This window comes from Plantactinospora sp. WMMB782 (assembly GCF_049179135.1).
In the GTDB taxonomy this organism is placed as follows: Bacteria; Actinomycetota; Actinomycetes; order Mycobacteriales; family Micromonosporaceae; genus Plantactinospora.
Window position 1 is genome coordinate 6,221,376 of sequence record NZ_JBMHMC010000007.1, and the last position, 17,623, is coordinate 6,238,998.

Consider the following 17,623-nt stretch of genomic DNA (forward strand, 5'->3'; position numbering starts at 1 on the left):
GCGAGGGTGCGGATCATCCCGGTGGGGCTGGGTGCGCTGCTGCTGGAGGTCGCCGAGCCGGGGCAGACCGCCGCACTCGTCGCCGAACTCCACCGGTGGTGGGACCGGGGCGAACTCGGTGGCGCGCGGGACGTCGTACCCGGTGAGGTCACCGTGCTTGTCGACGGGGTGGACGATCCGGCGGCGCTGGCCGGGCGACTCGCCGACTGGCGCCCGGCCTCGGCCCGGCCCCCGGACGGGCCGCTGGTCGAGGTGCCGGTCCGCTACGACGGCGCCGACCTCGCCGAGGTGGCCCGGCACTGGGGAGTCGCCGAGCGGGAGGCGCGGCGGATACACGGCGCGCCGGAGTACCGGGTCGCGTTCTGCGGCTTCGCCCCCGGATTCGGCTATTTGACCGGGCTCCCGGAGCGCTACCACCTGCCACGCCGGGCGGTGCCCCGGACCCGGGTGCCGGCCGGCGCGGTGGCGCTGGCCGGCGGCTACGCCGGCATCTACCCCCGGGACTCGCCCGGCGGCTGGCAACTGGTCGGCAGCACCGACCTGGTCCTCTTCGACCCGGACCGGGACCCGGTCGCCCTGCTCACCCCCGGCACCCGGGTCCGCTTCCGAGACGTCGACCCGCCGGACGTCGACCTCCGGGACGCGGGCCCGCAGGATGCGGATCTCCGGGATGCGGACGCCCGGTACGGCGGTCGGGACGCGGGCTCCCGGGACGTCGACGGATGACCGGGCCGGGCGGGGCGCCGGCATGACCGGTGGACGCTTCGTCGAGGTGGTCCGGTCCGGCGCGCTCAGCACCGTGCAGGATCTCGGCCGCCCCGGGCACGCGCATCTCGGGGTACCGCACTCGGGCGCCCTCGACCTGCCGGCGCACCTGCTGGCGAACCGGCTGGTCGGCAACCCGCCCGGCGCGGCGACGATCGAGACGACAGTCACCGGCGTCGCGGTGCGGCTCGGCCGGGCCGGCACCGTCGCGGTCACCGGGGCCTGGGCACCGGTCACCGTGGACGGTCGGCCGGCGAGCTGGTCGGCGCCGGTGTCGGTACCGGCCGGCGCCCGGGTCGAGGTGCACCCCGTCCGGCGCGGGCTGCGCAGCTATCTCGCCCTCGCCGGCGGGATAGCGGTGCCGGCCGTACTCGGCAGTCGCGCCACCGACCTGCTCTCCGGGCTCGGCCCCGCACCGCTCGCCGTCGGGGACCGGCTGCCGCTGGGAGACGTCACCGGCCCACCGGCCCCGGTCGACGTCGCACCGACCGGCACCCTGGCCGAGGAGCCGACCCTGCGGGTCCTGCTCGGTCCCCGGGCCGACTGGTTCACCGACGACGCGGTACGCGTCCTCGGCGCGGGGTGCTACCGGGTCTCGGTGCACAGCAACCGGATCGGAGTACGCCTCGACGGCCCGGCCCTGCCCCGCCGGATCGGCGGGGAGCTGCGCAGCGAGGGCGTGGTGCTCGGCGCGGTGCAGGTGCCGGCCGCCGGCTCCCCGGTGGTCTTCCTGGCCGACCATCCGACCATGGGGGGCTATCCGGTGATCGGCGTGCTGCACCCCGACGACCTTCCGCAGGTCGCCCAGGCCGCCCCGGGAACTCCGCTCCGCTTCCAGGTCGTCGAGCCCGGCCGGCGGTCCCACCGGTGAACCGGCCGGGGTATTGGTCACGGCCCGGCAAAAAGATCATGCTTGGATGGGAGGAGCGGCCGGGGACGCCCGGCGGAGAGGAGCGAACGATGACCGTGGCCACCCGTCCCGGCTTCCACCTGGCGATCCCGGTCGACGACCTGGCCCGAGCGCGGGCCTTCTACGGCGGCGTACTCGGCCTCGCCGAGGGGCGTTCGGCGGAGACCTGGGTCGACTGGGACTTCTACGGTCACCAGGTGGTGACCCACGCCGTACCGGGGGTCGGGGAGGCCGACGCGGGACGCAACCCGGTGGACGGGCACGACGTACCGGTGCCGCACTTCGGGCTGATCCTCTCGGTCGACGACTTCCACGCCCTCGCGGACCGGATCCGGGACGGCGGCGGCGAGTTCGTGATCGAGCCGTACCTGCGGTTCGCGGGCGAGCCGGGGGAGCAGTGGACGATGTTCTTCCGCGATCCCGCCGGCAACGCCCTGGAGTTCAAGGCCTTCCGCGACGAGTCCCAGATCTTCGCCCGTTGAGGCGTACTCCGCCGCGGTGGCCGGGGTCGGCCCGCGGCGGTAAACCGGTGGACAGGGTAAGCCGCCGGGCCTAGCGTCGGCCGCGCCAGTGTCGATCCCGACGTGTGAAGAGGTGCATTTTATGCGTGTCAAGTCCGTTCCGACCGTCAACTCCGGAACGACCACGCCGATGCCCACGACCTCTTCACACCTAAGGACCCTCAGAAGTGGACCTACCACGTAGCTTCACCATCCGGGAGAGCAGCCACCGCATCCACAACCCGATCGACGGCGGCAAGCTCGCCACCCTCGGTGCGGCACTGCGGCTGCGGCCCGGCGCCCGACTCCTCGACCTCGCCTGCGGATCCGGCGAGATGCTCTGCACCTGGGCCCGGGACCACCGGTTGACCGGTACCGGGGTGGACATCAGCCGGGTCTTCCTCCGGCACGCCGAAGCCCGGGCCGCCGAACTCGGCGTCGCCGACCGGGTCGAGTTCGTGCACGGCGACGCGTCCGGCTACGTCGCCGACACCCCGGTCGACGTCGCCGCCTGTGTCGGCGCCACCTGGATCGGTGACGGGGTTCCGGGCACCGTGGCACTGCTGCGGCGCAGCCTCCGCCCCGGCGGGATGATGCTGGTCGGCGAACCGTACTGGCGCCGCGAGCCGACCGACCAGGTGATCGTCGAGGCGTGCCACGCGACCACCCGGGACGACTTCCTACCGCTGCCCGAGACGCTGGAACGATTCGCCGAGCTCGGCACCGACGTGGTGGAAATGGTCCTCGCCGACCAGGACAGCTGGGACCGCTACGTCGCGGCCCAGTGGCTCAACCTGCGGCGCTGGCTCGACCGGAACCCCGACGACGAGCTGCACGACGAACTGCGCGCGGAACTCGACACGGCGCCGGTGCAACACGTCAGGTACCAGCGGGAGTACCTCGGCTGGGGCGTCTTCGCCCTGATCGACCGCTGAGTGCGGGCGGGTCGTGCTCCGCCCGGCGGAGCACGACCCACCCGGTGCCCGGCGCGTCCGCGCACCGCTGGCCGGACCCCGACATCCGGGCGTCCGACCAGCGGTCAGAGGTCGAGGCGTGGTCCGGCCGGCTCCGCGAGGCGCCCCTGGAACGAGGCCGTCGTGTTGAGCAGCGGGAACGGCTCGGCCGGCAGGTCGACGCCGAGAAAGGCGCAGAGCGGCTCCCAGCCCCGCGCCACGTCGAACTCGAGCAGCCGGTCGGCCGGCACGGTGGCGCGTACCTCCGCGTTGTGGTCGGCGTAGACCCGCAGGGCGTGCTCCCGGTCCTCGAACCGGCCGCCGAAGGTGCCCTGCCAGACCAGCGCGTCCGTCAGCCTCGGCTGGTCCAGCAGCTCCGGATGTTCCCGCACCGCCTCGCGCAGCCCCGGTGGCGCCGCCTCCGGGTCGATGCTCCGGGCCCGGTAGATGGTGTCCCGGACGCTGTCGTACCAGCGCTGCGGGTCGCGTACCGTCAACAGCACCCTGGCCTCGGGATAGACCTCGATCAGCTCCCGCCAGAAGTACACGCTCGGCCAGTCCACGGTGCTGCCGTAGCCACCCAGCAGGCGGGACCAGTCCACCGGCTCGCCCCGGGCGGCCCGCAGCCAGTCGGCGATGGTCGCCGGCTGCGCGAACAGTTCGGCCATGTGGTGGCACGGGCCGAAGCCGAGCAGTTCGAGTGCCTCCTTCGTCGACCTGGTGCCGGTGCGTCCGAAGCCCACTCCGATGACCCGCAACTCGCCGCCTCCCCGTCCGCGTCGCCGCCTCCGGTCAAGTCAACAGGGTCGGCCGGCCGCGCGGAACCACCTGCCGCCGTGATTTCCGCCGTGCTCTCAGCGCTCGACGCATCTTCCGCCGCCACCCTTTCCGGGGACGGATGTCGAACCGCGCCCGGCGGCTCCGTCCGTCTTCGGCGGCACCGCACGACAGGATGCGGCGCCCGAGGACAGGAGATGACGATGGGCAGAGTGTTCTTCACCGTGGGTGTGTCCCTGGACGGTTACCTCGCCGGACCGAACGCCGGGCCGGAGAATCCGCTCGGGGACGGCGGCAGCCGGATCCACGGTTGGGTCTACCGCACCGCGACCTTCCGGGAGCGGCTGCGGTACGGCGGCGGTGGCGGCGAGACCGGCCCCGACGACGACCGGATCCGGCAGACCTTCGAGCGGACCGGGGCGAGCGTGCTTGGCCGGCGGATGTTCGACGAGGGCGAGGTGAGCTGGCCCGAGGAGGCGCCGTTCCGGTGCCCGGTCTTCGTGGTCACCAACCGGCCCCGCGAGCCGTGGGTCCGCAAGGGCGGCACCACCTTCCACTTCGTCACCGACGGCATCGAGAGCGCGCTGGCGCAGGCGCGGGCGGCGGCCGGCGACCGGGACGTACGGATCTCCGGCGGCGCCAACCTGATCCAGCAGTACCTGGCGGCCGGGCTTGTCGACGAGTTCGACATCGACCTGGCACCGGTACTGCTCGGCGGGGGCGTGCGGCTCTTCGACGGCATCCCCGGGGCGGCCGGGCTGCGGCTGGAGGCCGCCGAACGGGTGGCCCACCTGCGCTACCGCGTTGCCACCTGACCGACGACCCCGACAGCGGTCCATCGAGGAGTACGACCCGCCTCCGGACCCGGATGGCCCGGCCGGCGATCGACCCCAAGGAGCCGCTGGAGGCTGTTCACCACGGCGGCCCGCCGCCCTGCATCCGCCGGTAGAACGGCGAGTCCGCACCCAGCTCGTCCGGGCGGACCGGCCGGCGGGTGAAGGCCGACGCGTACACCCCGGCGACCAGGCGCATCGTGCGGCGGGCCTCCGCCGAGGTGACCGGAGGCGGGGTGCCGGCGCCCAGGCTCCGGAGCACCTCGGCGAACTGCGCCTGGTGACTGCTGCGCACCCCGGTCGGGCCGGTGCGCCAGGCGGCGAGCACCTGCTCGGCGTACTCCGGTGCCGGGGTGATCCGCCAGTCGTCGTCGCCGTAGCCGTACAGGTGGGTCAGTTCGACGGTGGCCCGTTCGAAGTCGAACCGTAGGTAGCTCTCCTCCCGCACCGAGACCAGACTGTTCACCACGCTGGCCACCGCACCGTTGGCGAAGCTGACCTGGGCCATGCTCAGGTCCTCGGTCTCGGAGCGCCGGGCCTGCCGGCGGGCCAGGGCGGAGACCTCGGTCCAGTCGCCGAGCACCGCGCAGAGCAGGTCCATCTGGTGGATGCCGTGCCCCATCGTGGGGCCGCCACCCTCGGTGGCCCAGCGCCCGCGCCACTCGACGTCGAAATAGGACTGCGGGCGGAACCAGGTGGTGTGACAGACCGCCAACAGCGGCCGGCCCAGCACTCCGGCATCGAGCATGGCGCGCAGCCGCAGCGCGCCGGAGCCGAACCGGTGCTGGAAGACGGTGGCCAGCGCCGCCCCGTGCCGCCGCTCCGCCTCGGCCAGCTCGTCCAGCTCGCCGAGGTTCAGCGTCGGTGGCTTCTCGACCAGCACGTTGACGCCGGCTCGCAGGCAGTCGAGGGCCAGCTCGTGGTGCGAGCCGGGCGGAGTGCAGACGTGCACCAGTTCCGGCCGCTCCTTCGCCAGCAGGCTGGCCAGGTCGGGGTGCCGGGCCGGCACGTCGTACCGGTCGCAGAACGCCGACAGCCGGCCGGGGTCGGTGTCGACGGCACCGACCAGGCGTACCCGGTCGCCGAGCCGGCGCAGCGCCTCGGCGTGCAGGCCGGCGATGTTCCCGGTCCCGACCACGGCGGCGTGGATGGGTTCCACAGCTGCTCCTTAACGCGAGGGGTGCCGGACGCGGTCAGTCGCGTCGGGCGTGCGGCGGGTCGTACGGGGAGAGGAAGCCGCACATGCCCAGGGTCGTCTGTTCGGGTTGGGCGATCCGGGTGACGGTGGCCCCGTCGAGATGGCGGTGGTCACCGCGCCGCAGGGCGTCGAGCTGCTCGCCGGTCTGCCGGCTCACCGCCGCCGCCCCGTGTTCCCACCGGGCCTGCCAGGCGTCGAGCTGCGGGCGTACCAGTGCGGCGGCGGCCGCGTAGAAGTCGTCGAGCGCTCCCGTGTCCCCGGCCGCGCTCCGGCGGCGGAGTTCGGCGAAGCCCTCGATGGCGAGATCGCGACGGGCCCGCGCCCGCTCCGCCGAGGGCGGGCCGGAGCCGTCCGGCCCGGTCAGCGAGACCGCCCTCCGGTACGCCGCCGGATCGGCGAGCCGCTCCGGTGGCAGGGTGAGTACGGCGTCGCCGGCCTCGGGCAGACCGCTGTTCTGCATGACCACGACGACCTGGAGCGCCCCGTCGTCGTTCACCGCCCGGTGGATGGTGCCGGGCGTGAACCAGAGCACGTCGCCGGGAGCGAGTGCGGACTCCGCGAAGCCCTGCCGGGTGAGCGTCTGCAACCGGCCCCGGCCGCCGACCACGATGTAGCACTCGGTGCAGCACAGGTGCACGTGCGGCGTGCCACCGTGCAGGCCGTCGTCGGTCTGCCACGGATAGACCCGCAGGTTGGTGATGCCGACGGCACCGGGAAACGGCGGCGCCGGCGTGGCAGGGTCCCGGCCCCCGGTCACGGCGCGTGCTCCGCCGCGAAGGCCTCGATCTCGCCGCGGTCCCAGGCCCGGTCGGCGAAGACCACCCGGTGTCGCAGCCGCAGGCTCTCGTCGGGCGCGAGGACCACCTCCTCGTCGAAGGCGGGGGAGGGGTTGACGGCCGGGAACGGGGTGTTGCGGACGAACCACTTCAGCGGGACCGCCGCGCTGGAGGTGCCGGCGAAGACGAGTACGGTGCCGCCGCCGTCGACCTCGTCGTGCTCCCCGGTGTACGCCAGCCAGAGCGACCGCCGGCCCATGGTCTCCGGCCCGCCGCCACCGTCGGCGGTGATGATCCGGCCATCCGTCCAGCCGCGCGGACCCCGCCAGAAGAAGCCGGTGTAGCCGGCGTTCGGCCGGCCGTGCGTGGTCGGGCTGCCGATGCGGAGTTCGGCGCCCCGGATGTTGCGCAGCTCGGTGCCGAAGTCCAGCATCCAGCTGCCGCGCCCCGGGTCCACCCCGTGGAACCGCAGCTCACGCCGTTCGGCGACCCAGTGTTCGCCGGTGGAGGTGATCCAGGTCAGCGACTCGCGCAGGGTCAGTTCGGTCGGGGTCACGTCGACCAGGTCGAAGGCGTCGTGCCGCATCCGGCCGACGTTGTCCCGGGCGCGGTAGCCCTCGCCGTGCAGGTACGAGTTGCCGCCCCAGAAGTTCTGTCCGGAGAGGTGGGAGATGGTCATCTGGAGGCCCTTGTGCCACCGGTGGTCGTTCGGCCGGTACGCCGAGACCAGGGCTCCGTCGAGGGTACGCAGCGGGTGCAGGTAGGGCTTGGGTCCCTCGAAGGCCGGCACCGCAGGGTCGTACGCGTAGGTCGCGATCTCCACACCGTTCGCGCCGACGACGACCCGGCGGCCGTACTCGTGGGTGACGGTGATCCGCCCGGTGTCGTGTTCCGTGGAGGTCATGGAAGCGAGAGGGCCCTTCGGTGGCGTGTTGGGTAACCGCTTTCCCGAGCTAACCCCGTTCCACCCGCGACGTCAAGATCCAGCTCGGCCCGAAACCGCTCGACCGGCAGGCCGGGGGCCGGAGTAGGTCAGAGGTCCGTCCGCCCGAAGTGGCCGGAAGTCCGTCGGCCCGAAGTGGCCGGAAACGCGTCAGCTCCGAGGTCGCAGGCTGTCGTCAGCGCCGGGCGGGGGCGGTCGAGGCCAGGATCTCGTCCCAGCCGGCGACCGCCGCCTCGGCGAGGGCGAGCAGCGTCTGCTCGGTCGCGCCGTCCCGAGCCCGCAGCGCCATGCCGAGGGAGAGTGCGTAGAAGAACTCCGCCGCAGCCCCGGTGTCGGTGCCGGCGGGCACGTCGCCGTCCCGCACCCCCTGGTCCAGCCGTGCCCTGAGCTGGGTGATGTCGGCCTGCCGGCACTCGGCGAGAAAGGCCCGCACCCCGTCGTTGCCGGCGCTGATCGTGGTCGCCGCCAGGGCCACCATGCAGCCGGTCGGGCGGCCCGGGTCCACGTAGCTGCGCGCATAGTGCCGGAACAGGGCGGTGAACGCCTCCCGGGTGGTGGGCAGGTCCCGCAGCAACTGTCGCGGGACCTGCCCCGCCAGGTCGTCGTAGCGCGCCACCGCCTCCCGGAACAGCGCCTCCTTGCAGCCGAACGCGGCGTACAGGCTCGGGGAGTTGATGCCCATCGCGGTGGTCAGGTCGGTCATCGAGGCGCCCTCGTAGCCGTGCCGCCAGAACACCTCCATGGCCCGTTCCAGCGCCTCGGTGCGGTCGAACCCGCGCGGCCGACCCCGCCTGCTCACCGACCACCGCCCTTCCGCACCGCCGTGCTGCCGCACCTGGCAGAAGCCGCTCCACGACCACCCGACGCCGTGTTGCCGCACCGCCGTGCCGCCGACCGCCGGCCCAGGTGTGCGGCAGTCAGGTCCCGGAGACCTTCAGCCCGACGATGCCGACCGCGATCAGCGCCACGAAGACCAGGCGGGCCGGGCTGAGGCTCTCACCAAGGGCGACGATACCGGCCAGGGTCACCCCGACCGCGCCGACACCCACCCAGACCGCGTAGGCGGTGCCGACCGGTAGCTCGCGCAGCGCCAGCGAGAGCAGTACGAAGCTGAGCAGCGCGGTGGAGCAGGCCAGCAGGGAGGGCCAGAGCCGGGTGAAGCCCTCGGTCTGCTTGAGCGCCAGTGCCCAGACGACCTCCAGCAGACCGGCGACGATCAGCAGCAGCCAGGCCATGACGCCCCACCCACCCCGCTCGCCTCGCTCACCAGGCCCACCTCGCTCCTCCCGCTCGTTCCGCTCCTCCCCCTCATGTCGCTCATGTCGTTCTTTCCGCTCATGCGGCGAAGCCGCCGTCCACGCTGATCGAGGTGCCGGTGATGTACCGGCCACCCGGCCCGGCGAGGTGGCTCACCGTGTCCGCGATCTCGGCCGGGTCCGCGTACCGGCCGAGGGCGATGTGACCGCGCTCGGCCTCCGCCGTCTCGCCGTCGGCCGGGTTCATGTCGGTGTCGGTCGACCCCGGGTGCACCACGTTGACGGTGATGCCCCGCCCACCGAGGTCGCGGGCCAGCCCCCGGGTCAGGCCGACCAGCGCGCTCTTGCTCATCGCGTAGAGGGCGACCCCGGGGTACGGCACCCGCTCGGCGAAGCAGCTGCCGATGCTGATCACCCGCCCGCCGTCGGCCAGGTGCGGCACCGCCGCCCTGATCGCGACGTAGACCCCCCGGACGTGTACCGCGAGGGTGTGGTCGACGTCGCGCAGGGAGGTCTCCTCGATCGAGCCGTACGGGAAGACGCCGGCGTTGTTGACCAGGATGTCGAGCCGGCCGAACTCGGCGGCGGTGCGTCGCACGGCGGCGGTGACCGCTTCCGGGTCGGCGCTGTCGGCGGCCAGTGCCAGCCCGCGCCGGCCCAGCGCGGCGACGTCCCGGACGACGGCCTCGGCCCGCCGCTCCGCCCGCAGGTAGGTCAGGGCCACGTCGGCGCCGTCCTGCGCCAGTTTGCGGGCGATCGCGGCACCGATGCCCCGACTTCCTCCGGTTACCAGTGCGACCTTGCCGGCGAGTGGTTCCATGGCGTCCCCGTTTCTGTATCGATCGACACAATATTAGGATCGTATGGCACCCGGACCGCTCGTGGCAAGGTGACACGGCAGGTCCGGGCCAGCTGCCGCCCGTCCAGGCTCGGACGTGCCCCGTGGACCGTGGACCGTGCCGGCCTGCCCCTTCGGCCGGGACCGGGCGTGCCGAACCGGCGGTAGGGTGCGGATGCCGGGCGGGGTCGCCGGCCCGGCCGCCACCGCCGACGCCGTTACCGGGGGGCCGCCATGACCAAGCGTTCGTCCGGCACCGTCACCCTGATGGACGTGGCCCGGCAGGCCGGGGTGTCGGTGGCGACCGCGTCGCGGGTGCTCAACGGCAACGGCGCCCGTCAGGTCCGGGCGGATCTGACGGACCGGGTGCTCGCCGCCGCGGCCGCGCTGGACTACTCCGCCAACACACCGGCCCAGGCCATGGCCCGGGGCCGGACCAACGTGGTCGGGCTGCTGGTGCACGACATCGCCGACCCGTTCTTCTCGTCCATCGCGGCCGGCGTGATGCGCGCCGCCGAACAGCACCGCGGCATCGTGATGATGTACAGCACCGGCCGTCCGGAGCGCGAACCCGACTACCTGGCAACCCTGTGCGGCCAGCGGCCCCATGCCGTCATCGTGGCCGGCAGCCGGACCACCGACCGGGCACTGCGGGACCGGCTCGGCAGCCAGTTGCGCGTCCTGGAGGAGGCGGGTGCCCGGGTCGCGCTGATCAGCCAGCACGTCCTGCCGATCGACACGGTGCTGATGGAGAACCGCGAAGGGGCGCGGCTGCTGGCCCGCCGGCTGGTCGAACTGGGGCACCGGCGGTTCGCCGTACTCGCCGGACCACGGCACCTGCTCACCGCCCGGGACCGCCTCGCCGGATTCCGGGCCGGACTCGCCGACCTCGGTGTCGGGCCGTCCCGGACGCAGGTGGCGTACGGTGAATTCACCCGGGACGGCGGTTATCTGACCATGCGCGACCTACTCACCCGCGACCTGCGGGCCGGTTGCGTCTTCGCGGTCAACGACGTGATGGCGGTCGGTGCCATCTCGGCGCTGCGCGACCACGGGGTGCCGTTGCCCGGCGGGATGGCGGTGGCCGGCTTCGACGACATCGCGACGCTCCGGGACGTCACGCCGTCGCTCACCACGGTGCGGTTGCCGCTGGAGGAGGTCGGCGCGGCTGCGCTGGAACTCGTGATGCGGCCCCGCTCCGATCGGCCCCGACTACGCCGGGTCCGGGCCGAGGTGGTGGTCCGGGACAGCACCCCCGCCCTGGGCCGGGACCAGGGACGAGCCGGCTGAGTCGGGTCCACCCCGTGTCCACCCCGGCGCCGCCGGGTGGATGCGGCGGGCGGACCTGCCTCAGAGCTTCCGCCACCAGGTCTGCTCCACGAGGTCCCGGCCGAAGCTGTGGTGCGGGGCCTGCTCGCGCAGCTCGAAGCCGGCCTTCTCGTAGATCCGCCGGGCGTCCGCGAGGACGTCGTTGGTCCAGAGCATGATCTCGCGGTAACCCGCCCGGCGGGCGAAGCGCAGGCACTCCTCCACCAGTCGGCTGCCGATGCCCAGGCCGCGGGCCTCCGGCTCCACCAGCAGGAGGCGCAGCTGGGCCACCTCGTCGTCCCGCCGGACGCAGAAGACGCAGCCCACGGGCCGGCCGTCCAGCTCGGCGATCCAGGCGTCCTCGCGACGCGGATCGCGTCCCTCGGCGTACTCCGCGACGATCCGGGCGACCAGGGCCTCGAAGCTGACGTCCCAGCCGTACTCCTCGGCGTAGCGGGCGCCGTGCCGGTGCACCACCCAGCCCAGGTCGCCGGGGCGGATCGGCCGAAGTAGGTACGCCCGGGGCGGCACCGCCTCGCCGAGCACCTCCCGGACGGTGCACATCGCCGAGACCAGCCGGTCCCGGTCGGTGTCGGAGAGCCGGGCCAGCAGGCTCCCGATCTCGGTCTCGGTCCGCTCGTTCAGCAGCGCGTACGCGGCCCGGCCCGGCTCGGTCAGCGTCACCACCTGCCGGCGGGCGTCCGTCGGCGACTGGCTGCGCTCGACCAGCCCGTCGGCGGCGAAGCGGGACAGGATCCGGCTCAGATAACCGGGGTCCAGCGCCAGTTCGCGGCGTAGCTGCGGCACCTCGGTCGCCGGTCGCTGGGCCAGTTCGTAGATCACCCTGGCGTCGGTGAGCGAGAACCGGGTGCGGACCAGTCCCTCGTCCAGCGCGCCGACGATCCGGGTGTAGAAGCGGTTGAAGTCGCGCACCGCGCCGACCTGGGAGGCCAGAATTGAATTCATGTGCTTATTTCAACAAATCCCTTGCCGATGTCAAGCTTTTACCTCGGTCTTCGGCTCCTCCGCGCCCCGGTAGTTGTACAGCTCGTCGACGAACCTGCGGCGCAGTGGCGGAAGTCGGCTGGTCACGCTGAAGTAGCCCCGGGCGGCGAGCATCGCCAACCGGCCGATGACCGGCTTGTAGATCGGGTCGTCGCCGTTGGTGCCGTTGGTCCGCAGCGAGTCGGCGACCCGGGCGAAGCCGTACCGGATCATCTCCGTCTCGTAGTCCGCGACGCCTGCGAGCAGCGGCTTGGCGCCGGCCGCCACCGCGACCAGCTGGCGGTGCAGCAGCGCGGCGTCCCGTAGCGCGGTGTTCGCCCCGACCCCACGTCCCGGCGTCATGGTGTGGATCGCGTCGCCCAGCAGGGTCACGTTGCTGCTCGGCCAGGGGTCGACCGGTACCGAGGTGGCGACCCTGATCGGGATGACGCTGCCGGGGTCGCTCTGCCGCAGCAGCTCGCGCAGGTGCGGATGCCAGCTCCGGGTCAGGTTCCGGGCCACCGCGGCGAGCGGCTCGCCGCGCAGTCGCATCACGTCCGGCGGGAACCGGTCGGCGGCACTCCAGATGATCAGGTTGATGCAGTCCCGGGTGTTGTCGAAGAGCAGGCCCGGCCACTGCCCGATCAGTCGGGCGTCGGTGACCCCGACACCGGGCTTGACCGAGCCGCGCTGGTCCCACTTGAACTCCATCACGTGCAGTACGCCCATCACGCCGCCGGCACCGAAGATCAGCGAGATGCCCCGGTGCATCTCCTCGGTGAGCAGGCTCCGGGTCTGCGGGGTCAACGGGATCTTGCTGGCGATGTTGATGCTCCCGGCGTCCCGGACCTCGGCGTGCGGCAGGTGCTGGCGGCGCACCGCGGAGTGCGTACCGTCGGCGCCGACCAGCAGGTCGCCGGTGGCGGTGCTGCCGTCGGCGAAGTGCGCGGTGACCCGGCCGTCGTCGGCCCGTGTGTAGTGCGTGAACGTCCTGCCGAAGTGCACCAGGTCGTCCATGCCGGTCAGCAGCACCTGGCGCAGGGTCATCCGGGAGACCGACTGGTCGATGCTCGTCGGATCGGCCTCGGGGCGCAGCGCGAAGGAGGCGGTGCGGTGCAGCTGCCCGGTCAGCACGTTGAAGTACCGCGGTGCCCGGGCACAGGTGGCGAGGAACGTGCTGAACAGCTCCGGCGGCAGGCACTCGCGCAGCGCCCTGCAGCCGGTCGGGTTGATCCCCACCCGGTAGCCGAGCAGGCCGTCGCCCCGGTCGCGGTACCGCTCGTAGACAGTGACCCCGATGCCGGCCCGCCGGAGGCCGTGCGCCAGGCACATGCCGCCGGTACCGGCACCCACGACGAGCACATGCATCGGTCTGCTGGACATCGGACCCCTTCCGGCCGGGCGGTCGCTGGACTACGCCGTCGTCTCCGGGCCGTCCCAGCGGTAGAAGCAGCGCGCCATCGCGTCACGCGGCGACCGCCAGGTCGGCGAGTACGGCGAGATGTACGTCCGCAGTCGCTCCGTCACGTCCACGAAGAGCGGGTGCCGGTTGGCCTGCTCCAGCCGGGACGGTGCCGAGTCGTCGGTCTCCATCAGGTGCAGGCAGAGGTCGTCGAGGTGGTAGAGCGAGCGGTGCCGCACCCCGGTGACCGTGTGCAGGTCCGTGTTGTCGGACTCCGCGAGGATCTTGGCGATCTCCTCCTCGGTACCTGGGACGATCCTGCCCACGATCAACACGCGATTCATCTCGTCTCCCCACTGGAGTAATCGGTCCCGGTCCGGCCCGTACCCGGACCGGGTCCGAGCTGGCCTGACCGGGTCCGAGCTGGCCTGACCGGGTCCGACCGGGTCCGGCGGGCGTCCGGACCCGGTGCGGCCCCGGACAACCTTCCGGTCGTCCGGTCGGGCCCGATCACCATGCCGGCGGTGGCGTCACCATGCCGTCACCGCCGCCCGGAGTCGCCGTCGTCCTCCGGTGACGCCAGGTTGACGCCGCGGACGTCAGGGTGGCGACGGGCTCAGGGTGGCGACGGTCAGAGACGGTCGGTCAGCGACGGACCGGCATCGCCGGCAGAGAAGGTCGGCCGGGGTGCGCCCCGGCGCGTGCCGCCGACGGCCGGGCACCGGGCCGGTGTGCCGTCGTCGGCCGGGAGATGGGTGCGAGCAAGTCGCTGAGCAGGGCACACATCGTCTCGGACGGCTCCAGTTGCAGCTCGCGGAGCAGTAGGTCCCGATAGACGTAGAAGGCCTGTAGCGCCTCGTAGGCGTTGCCCTCGTCGAGGTGGATCTCGACGATCAGCCGGTGCGGCGTCTCCCGCAGCGGCTCGGCGCGGACCGCCTCGAGGGCGGCCTGCAACGCCTCGCCGTGCCGCCCGGCCCGCAGGTGACCCCGGGCGATGTCCTCCAGCATGTGCAGCCGGAGCTGGCGCAGCCGTTCACGTTCCAGCAGTACCCAGTCGTCGTACCAGCCGGGCAGCAGGTCGTGCCGGCCGGCGCCCCGGACCCGGGCCGCCCAGCGCGGGTCGCCGCCGTCGCGTACCCGCTCGGCCGCCCGGACGAGGTCGTCGATGTCCAGCCGCACCGCCGGGTCGAGCCGGACCGTGTCCCCGCTGGTGAGCACCGGGCAACTACCCTCCTGACGCAGCCGCCACAGCGCGGTGCGTAGCGAGGACATCGCCCGCTCCTCGGGGGTGTCCGGCCAGAGCAGACCGGCCAGATGGGCCCGGGTCGCACCCGGGCGCAGCCCGACCAGCGCGATGATCCGTTGCAGCCCACGCGGAACGACCACCGGTACTCCGTCGTGCAGCAGGCCGAACCCGTCCAGCAGGAACAGCTGGACGGTGCGGCCGGACTGGCGCTCGGGCTGCTCGGTCGCTGTCCGGCGCCCCTCGTGCGGCGCGCTCTCCTCAGGAGTCACGGCCCCACCCTCCTGCACCCGGAACCCGTGTCCCGAGGTCCGCTCTGCCCGGACCGCCCCGTCCAGCTCGCCGATGCCGCTCCGCGCGCTCCGCCCCGATCGGCCGTTCGCACCGCAAAGTGTGACGAAGGTTATCAATCGCCGTTACGCTCGGTCAATCCGCCGGTCGGCATTCCGACGTACCCGTTCGGTTGCTCCCGAAGAGGCTCTGAGCTGGGCAGAAGTCGATTGCGACAGTTGATCGGGGAGCGGAGCGGGTGCTTCCGGAGGCTCGCGTGGCGGGCATTCTGCCGTTCAGCCGTCACCGGAGCGTCACCGCGACAGGGGGGCGGAGTACGCGATCGGGTGACACCGCGTTGACACCGGGTCGGCAGGGTGGTCACCAGTCGTTCGGACGAGTCGCAGTCGGAGCGTGGGGATCGCCCAGGGAGGCTGCACCATGGATCGCTCACTGATCGTCGCGAAGGTCGTACCGGCCGCCGAGGGACCTGTCGCACAGATCTTCGCCGAGTCGGACCGGACCGAGCTGCCCCGGCTGGTGGGCGTACGGCACCGCTCGCTGTACCGGCTGCACGATCTCTACGTACACCTGATCGAGACGGAGAGCCCGGGTTCCGCCGCGGTGGAGAACGCCCGCCGGCATCCCGAGTTCGTCCGGGTCAGCGAGCGGCTCGCCCCGCACGTCACGCCGTACCTGGCGAGCTGGCGGGTGCCGGCCGACGCCATGGCACGCTGCTTCTACCGCTGGGACGCCCCCGCCGAACCGACCGAGGTACGGCGATGACCGCCGGTACGTCCACCGGCACCGTCCCGCCCGGCCGGAGCGGGTACGCCGAACGTGGGTACGCCGACCTCGCCCAGCAGCCGTGGATCCGTTGCCGCTCCTGCCCGGCGCTGCTCTACCGCAAGCGACTGCGGCGCAACCTCGACGTCTGCCCCGAGTGTGGTGACCATCGCCGGCTCGACGCGCCCGAGCGGATCGCCCAGCTCGTCGACCGGGACACCTTCCGCCCGTTGCCCGGCCCGGCGCCACAGCTCGATCCGATCGGGTTCGTCGACTCGGTGCCGTACCCGCAGCGGCTCGCCGCCGCCCGCGCGGCGACCGGCCTGGCCGAGGCGGTGCTCTGCGGTACGGGAACGATCGGCGGGCACGACCTGGTGCTGGCCGTGATGGACTTCCGGTTCCTCGGCGGCAGCCTGGGTTCGGTCACCGGCGAGCTGATCACCCGGGCCGCCGAGCACGCCCTCGCCGAGCGTCGGCCGCTGCTCCTGGTCACCGCCTCCGGAGGTGCCCGGATGCAGGAGGGCGTACTCGCGCTGATGCAGATGGCCACCATCAGCCAGGCGATCGCCGCGCTGCGCGAGGCGGGGCTGCTGACCGTCAGCCTGGTCACCGATCCCACCTACGGCGGGGTGGCCGCGTCCTTCGCGACCTGCACCGACATCGTGCTGGCCGAGACCGGTTCCCGGCTCGGCTTCGCCGGTCCCCGGGTGATCCGCCAGACCATCCGGCAGGCACTCCCGGCCGACTTCCAGACCACCGACTTCCTGCTCCGGCACGGCCAGGTCGACTTGGTGGTGGAGCGGCGGGCACTGCGCCCCAGGCTGCGCTGGCTGCTCTCCGCCGTCGCCCCGGAGTCGGCCCGCCGACCCGGAACGGCGCCGGCCCCGGACGGTCCGCCGACGCCGACGGCGATGCCGGTCGCGATGCCGACGGCGATGCCGGTCGCGACGCAGACGTCGACGCCGATGCCGGTCGCGGCGCCGGTGCCGGACCCGACCGACGCCTGGCGGATCGTCCGGTCCGCACGGCACGCCGGCCGGCCGACCACACTCGACTACCTGGCCGCCGCCTTCGACGGCTTCGTCGAGCTGCACGGCGACCGGCTCGGCGTCGACTGCCCGGCGATCGTCGCCGGACTGGCCCGGCTCGGCGACCGGTACGTCGCCGTGGTCGGACACCAGAAGGGGCACCGGCCGAGGGAGTTGAGGTCCCGCAACTTCGGCATGGCCGGGCCGGCCGGCTACCGCAAGGCGATCCGGGTCATGCGGCTGGCGGCCAACCTGCGCCTGCCGGTGGTGACCCTGATCGACACCCCCGGCGCGTATCCGGGGGTGGAGGCGGAGCAACACGGCCAGGCCGCCGCGATCGCCGAGAGCATCCTGGCGATGACCGGGCTGCCGACCCCGGTGGTATCGGTGATCATCGGCGAGGGTGGCAGCGGCGGCGCGCTCGCGCTGGCCGTGGCCGACCGGGTGCTGATGTTGCAGAACGCGGTCTACTCGGTGATCAGTCCCGAGGGTTGCGCCGCGATTCTCTGGAACGACCGGGCAGCCGTGCCCCGGGCCGCCGACGCGCTCCGGCTCACCGCACCCGACCTGCTGCGGCTGGGGGTAGCCGACGAGATCGTCGCCGAACCGCCCGAGGGGGCACACCGCGATCCCGCCGGGGCGGCCCGGCTGCTCCGCCGCGCGCTGCTGGAGAACCTGGCGCCGCTGCTCGACCTACCCGCCGGGGAGCTGGTCCGGCGTCGTCGTCGGCGCTTCCGTCGGTACGGTGCGGCGGCCAGCGTGCTGCCGTCGGAAGCGGGCCCCGAGTGACCGCCGCGCCGATCCCCGGACAGCCGGGTCCGGCGGGTAAGCCCGCCAGGGCGGCGGACGGAGA

The 17,623-nt window shown here is 73.1% G+C and carries 19 protein-coding genes; 8 read left to right on the top strand and 11 right to left on the bottom strand.

The annotated features are described in order from the left end of the window. Positions 1–6: 6 nt before the first annotated feature. From ACN28A_RS29745 to ACN28A_RS29760, 4 genes are all read left to right on the top strand, one after another. Positions 7–726: a 5-oxoprolinase subunit B family protein gene (locus tag ACN28A_RS29745; protein ID WP_421400728.1), complete on the top strand. Its 720-nt coding sequence runs from the start codon at positions 7–9 to the stop codon at positions 724–726. Then, positions 671–1,636, top strand: a complete 966-nt coding sequence (locus tag ACN28A_RS29750; protein WP_421400730.1) for a biotin-dependent carboxyltransferase family protein — start codon at positions 671–673, stop codon at positions 1,634–1,636. The genes ACN28A_RS29745 and ACN28A_RS29750 overlap by 56 nt, the downstream gene beginning before the upstream one ends. 89 nt (positions 1,637–1,725) lie before the next feature. After that, entirely contained in the window at positions 1,726–2,157 is a 432-nt protein-coding gene (locus tag ACN28A_RS29755; protein ID WP_421400732.1) for a VOC family protein, read from the top strand. A gap of 206 nt (positions 2,158–2,363) precedes the next feature. Then, complete coding sequence (locus ACN28A_RS29760; RefSeq protein ID WP_421400734.1) at positions 2,364–3,110, top strand: SAM-dependent methyltransferase; 747 nt, start codon at positions 2,364–2,366, stop codon at positions 3,108–3,110. A gap of 104 nt (positions 3,111–3,214) precedes the next feature. On the opposite strand, the gene ACN28A_RS29765 is transcribed toward ACN28A_RS29760, so the two are convergent. Further along, the gene (locus ACN28A_RS29765) at positions 3,215–3,886 is read right to left on the bottom strand and encodes a sulfotransferase family protein (RefSeq protein ID WP_421400737.1); all 672 of its coding nucleotides are present in this window, start codon (positions 3,884–3,886) and stop codon (positions 3,215–3,217) included. Between the two features lie 216 nt (positions 3,887–4,102). Between ACN28A_RS29765 and ACN28A_RS29770 the strand changes: the two genes are divergently transcribed. Then, positions 4,103–4,720 (top strand): dihydrofolate reductase family protein, encoded by a 618-nt coding sequence (locus ACN28A_RS29770; protein WP_421400739.1) that lies wholly within the window; start codon positions 4,103–4,105, stop codon positions 4,718–4,720. A 97-nt stretch (positions 4,721–4,817) separates the two neighbouring features. Here ACN28A_RS29770 and ACN28A_RS29775 read toward each other — a convergent pair whose 3' ends face one another. The 6 genes from ACN28A_RS29775 to ACN28A_RS29800 form a co-directional block, all read right to left on the bottom strand. Next, positions 4,818–5,897: a Gfo/Idh/MocA family protein gene (locus ACN28A_RS29775; protein ID WP_421400741.1), complete on the bottom strand. Its 1,080-nt coding sequence runs from the start codon at positions 5,895–5,897 to the stop codon at positions 4,818–4,820. Between the two features lie 34 nt (positions 5,898–5,931). After that, the gene (locus tag ACN28A_RS29780; RefSeq protein WP_421400743.1) at positions 5,932–6,693 is read right to left on the bottom strand and encodes a cupin domain-containing protein; all 762 of its coding nucleotides are present in this window, start codon (positions 6,691–6,693) and stop codon (positions 5,932–5,934) included. Then, a complete protein-coding gene (locus tag ACN28A_RS29785) occupies positions 6,690–7,616 on the bottom strand; it encodes a PmoA family protein (protein ID WP_421400745.1) in 927 nt (308 codons plus the stop codon). Before ACN28A_RS29785 ends, ACN28A_RS29780 begins: the two co-directional genes overlap by 4 nt. Positions 7,617–7,830: 214 nt before the next feature. Beyond that, positions 7,831–8,454: a TetR/AcrR family transcriptional regulator gene (locus ACN28A_RS29790; RefSeq protein ID WP_421400748.1), complete on the bottom strand. Its 624-nt coding sequence runs from the start codon at positions 8,452–8,454 to the stop codon at positions 7,831–7,833. 118 nt (positions 8,455–8,572) lie between these two features. Further along, a complete protein-coding gene (locus ACN28A_RS29795; RefSeq protein WP_421400750.1) occupies positions 8,573–8,890 on the bottom strand; it encodes a DMT family transporter in 318 nt (105 codons plus the stop codon). A gap of 100 nt (positions 8,891–8,990) precedes the next feature. Next, positions 8,991–9,731: an SDR family NAD(P)-dependent oxidoreductase gene (locus ACN28A_RS29800; protein ID WP_421400752.1), complete on the bottom strand. Its 741-nt coding sequence runs from the start codon at positions 9,729–9,731 to the stop codon at positions 8,991–8,993. Between the two features lie 252 nt (positions 9,732–9,983). Here ACN28A_RS29800 and ACN28A_RS29805 point away from each other — a divergent pair, with 252 nt between their 5' ends. Further along, entirely contained in the window at positions 9,984–11,039 is a 1,056-nt protein-coding gene (locus ACN28A_RS29805; RefSeq protein ID WP_421400753.1) for a LacI family DNA-binding transcriptional regulator, read from the top strand. Between the two features lie 60 nt (positions 11,040–11,099). Here the strand turns inward: ACN28A_RS29805 and ACN28A_RS29810 are convergent, their stop codons facing one another. From ACN28A_RS29810 to ACN28A_RS29825, 4 genes are all read right to left on the bottom strand, one after another. Then, positions 11,100–12,023, bottom strand: a complete 924-nt coding sequence (locus tag ACN28A_RS29810) for a bifunctional helix-turn-helix transcriptional regulator/GNAT family N-acetyltransferase (protein WP_421400756.1) — start codon at positions 12,021–12,023, stop codon at positions 11,100–11,102. A 30-nt stretch (positions 12,024–12,053) separates the two neighbouring features. Next, on the bottom strand, positions 12,054–13,424 hold the full coding sequence (locus ACN28A_RS29815; RefSeq protein WP_421400758.1) for an FAD-dependent oxidoreductase: 1,371 nt from the start codon (positions 13,422–13,424) through the stop codon (positions 12,054–12,056). Positions 13,425–13,454: 30 nt separating this feature from the next. Then, positions 13,455–13,787 (bottom strand): TcmI family type II polyketide cyclase, encoded by a 333-nt coding sequence (locus tag ACN28A_RS29820; RefSeq protein WP_421400760.1) that lies wholly within the window; start codon positions 13,785–13,787, stop codon positions 13,455–13,457. Between the two features lie 301 nt (positions 13,788–14,088). Beyond that, positions 14,089–14,874: an AfsR/SARP family transcriptional regulator gene (locus tag ACN28A_RS29825; RefSeq protein ID WP_421404702.1), complete on the bottom strand. Its 786-nt coding sequence runs from the start codon at positions 14,872–14,874 to the stop codon at positions 14,089–14,091. 523 nt (positions 14,875–15,397) lie between these two features. On the opposite strand from ACN28A_RS29825, the gene ACN28A_RS29830 reads away from it, so the two are divergent. Together ACN28A_RS29830 and ACN28A_RS29835 are read left to right on the top strand one after the other, a co-directional pair. Then, positions 15,398–15,742 carry a TcmI family type II polyketide cyclase gene (locus ACN28A_RS29830; RefSeq protein WP_421400763.1) on the top strand — a complete coding sequence of 115 codons (345 nt, stop codon included), beginning with the start codon at positions 15,398–15,400 and terminating at the stop codon, positions 15,740–15,742. Continuing rightward, on the top strand, positions 15,739–17,559 hold the full coding sequence (locus ACN28A_RS29835; RefSeq protein WP_421400765.1) for an acetyl-CoA carboxylase carboxyltransferase subunit alpha: 1,821 nt from the start codon (positions 15,739–15,741) through the stop codon (positions 17,557–17,559). Before ACN28A_RS29830 ends, ACN28A_RS29835 begins: the two co-directional genes overlap by 4 nt. Positions 17,560–17,623 lie beyond the last annotated feature (64 nt).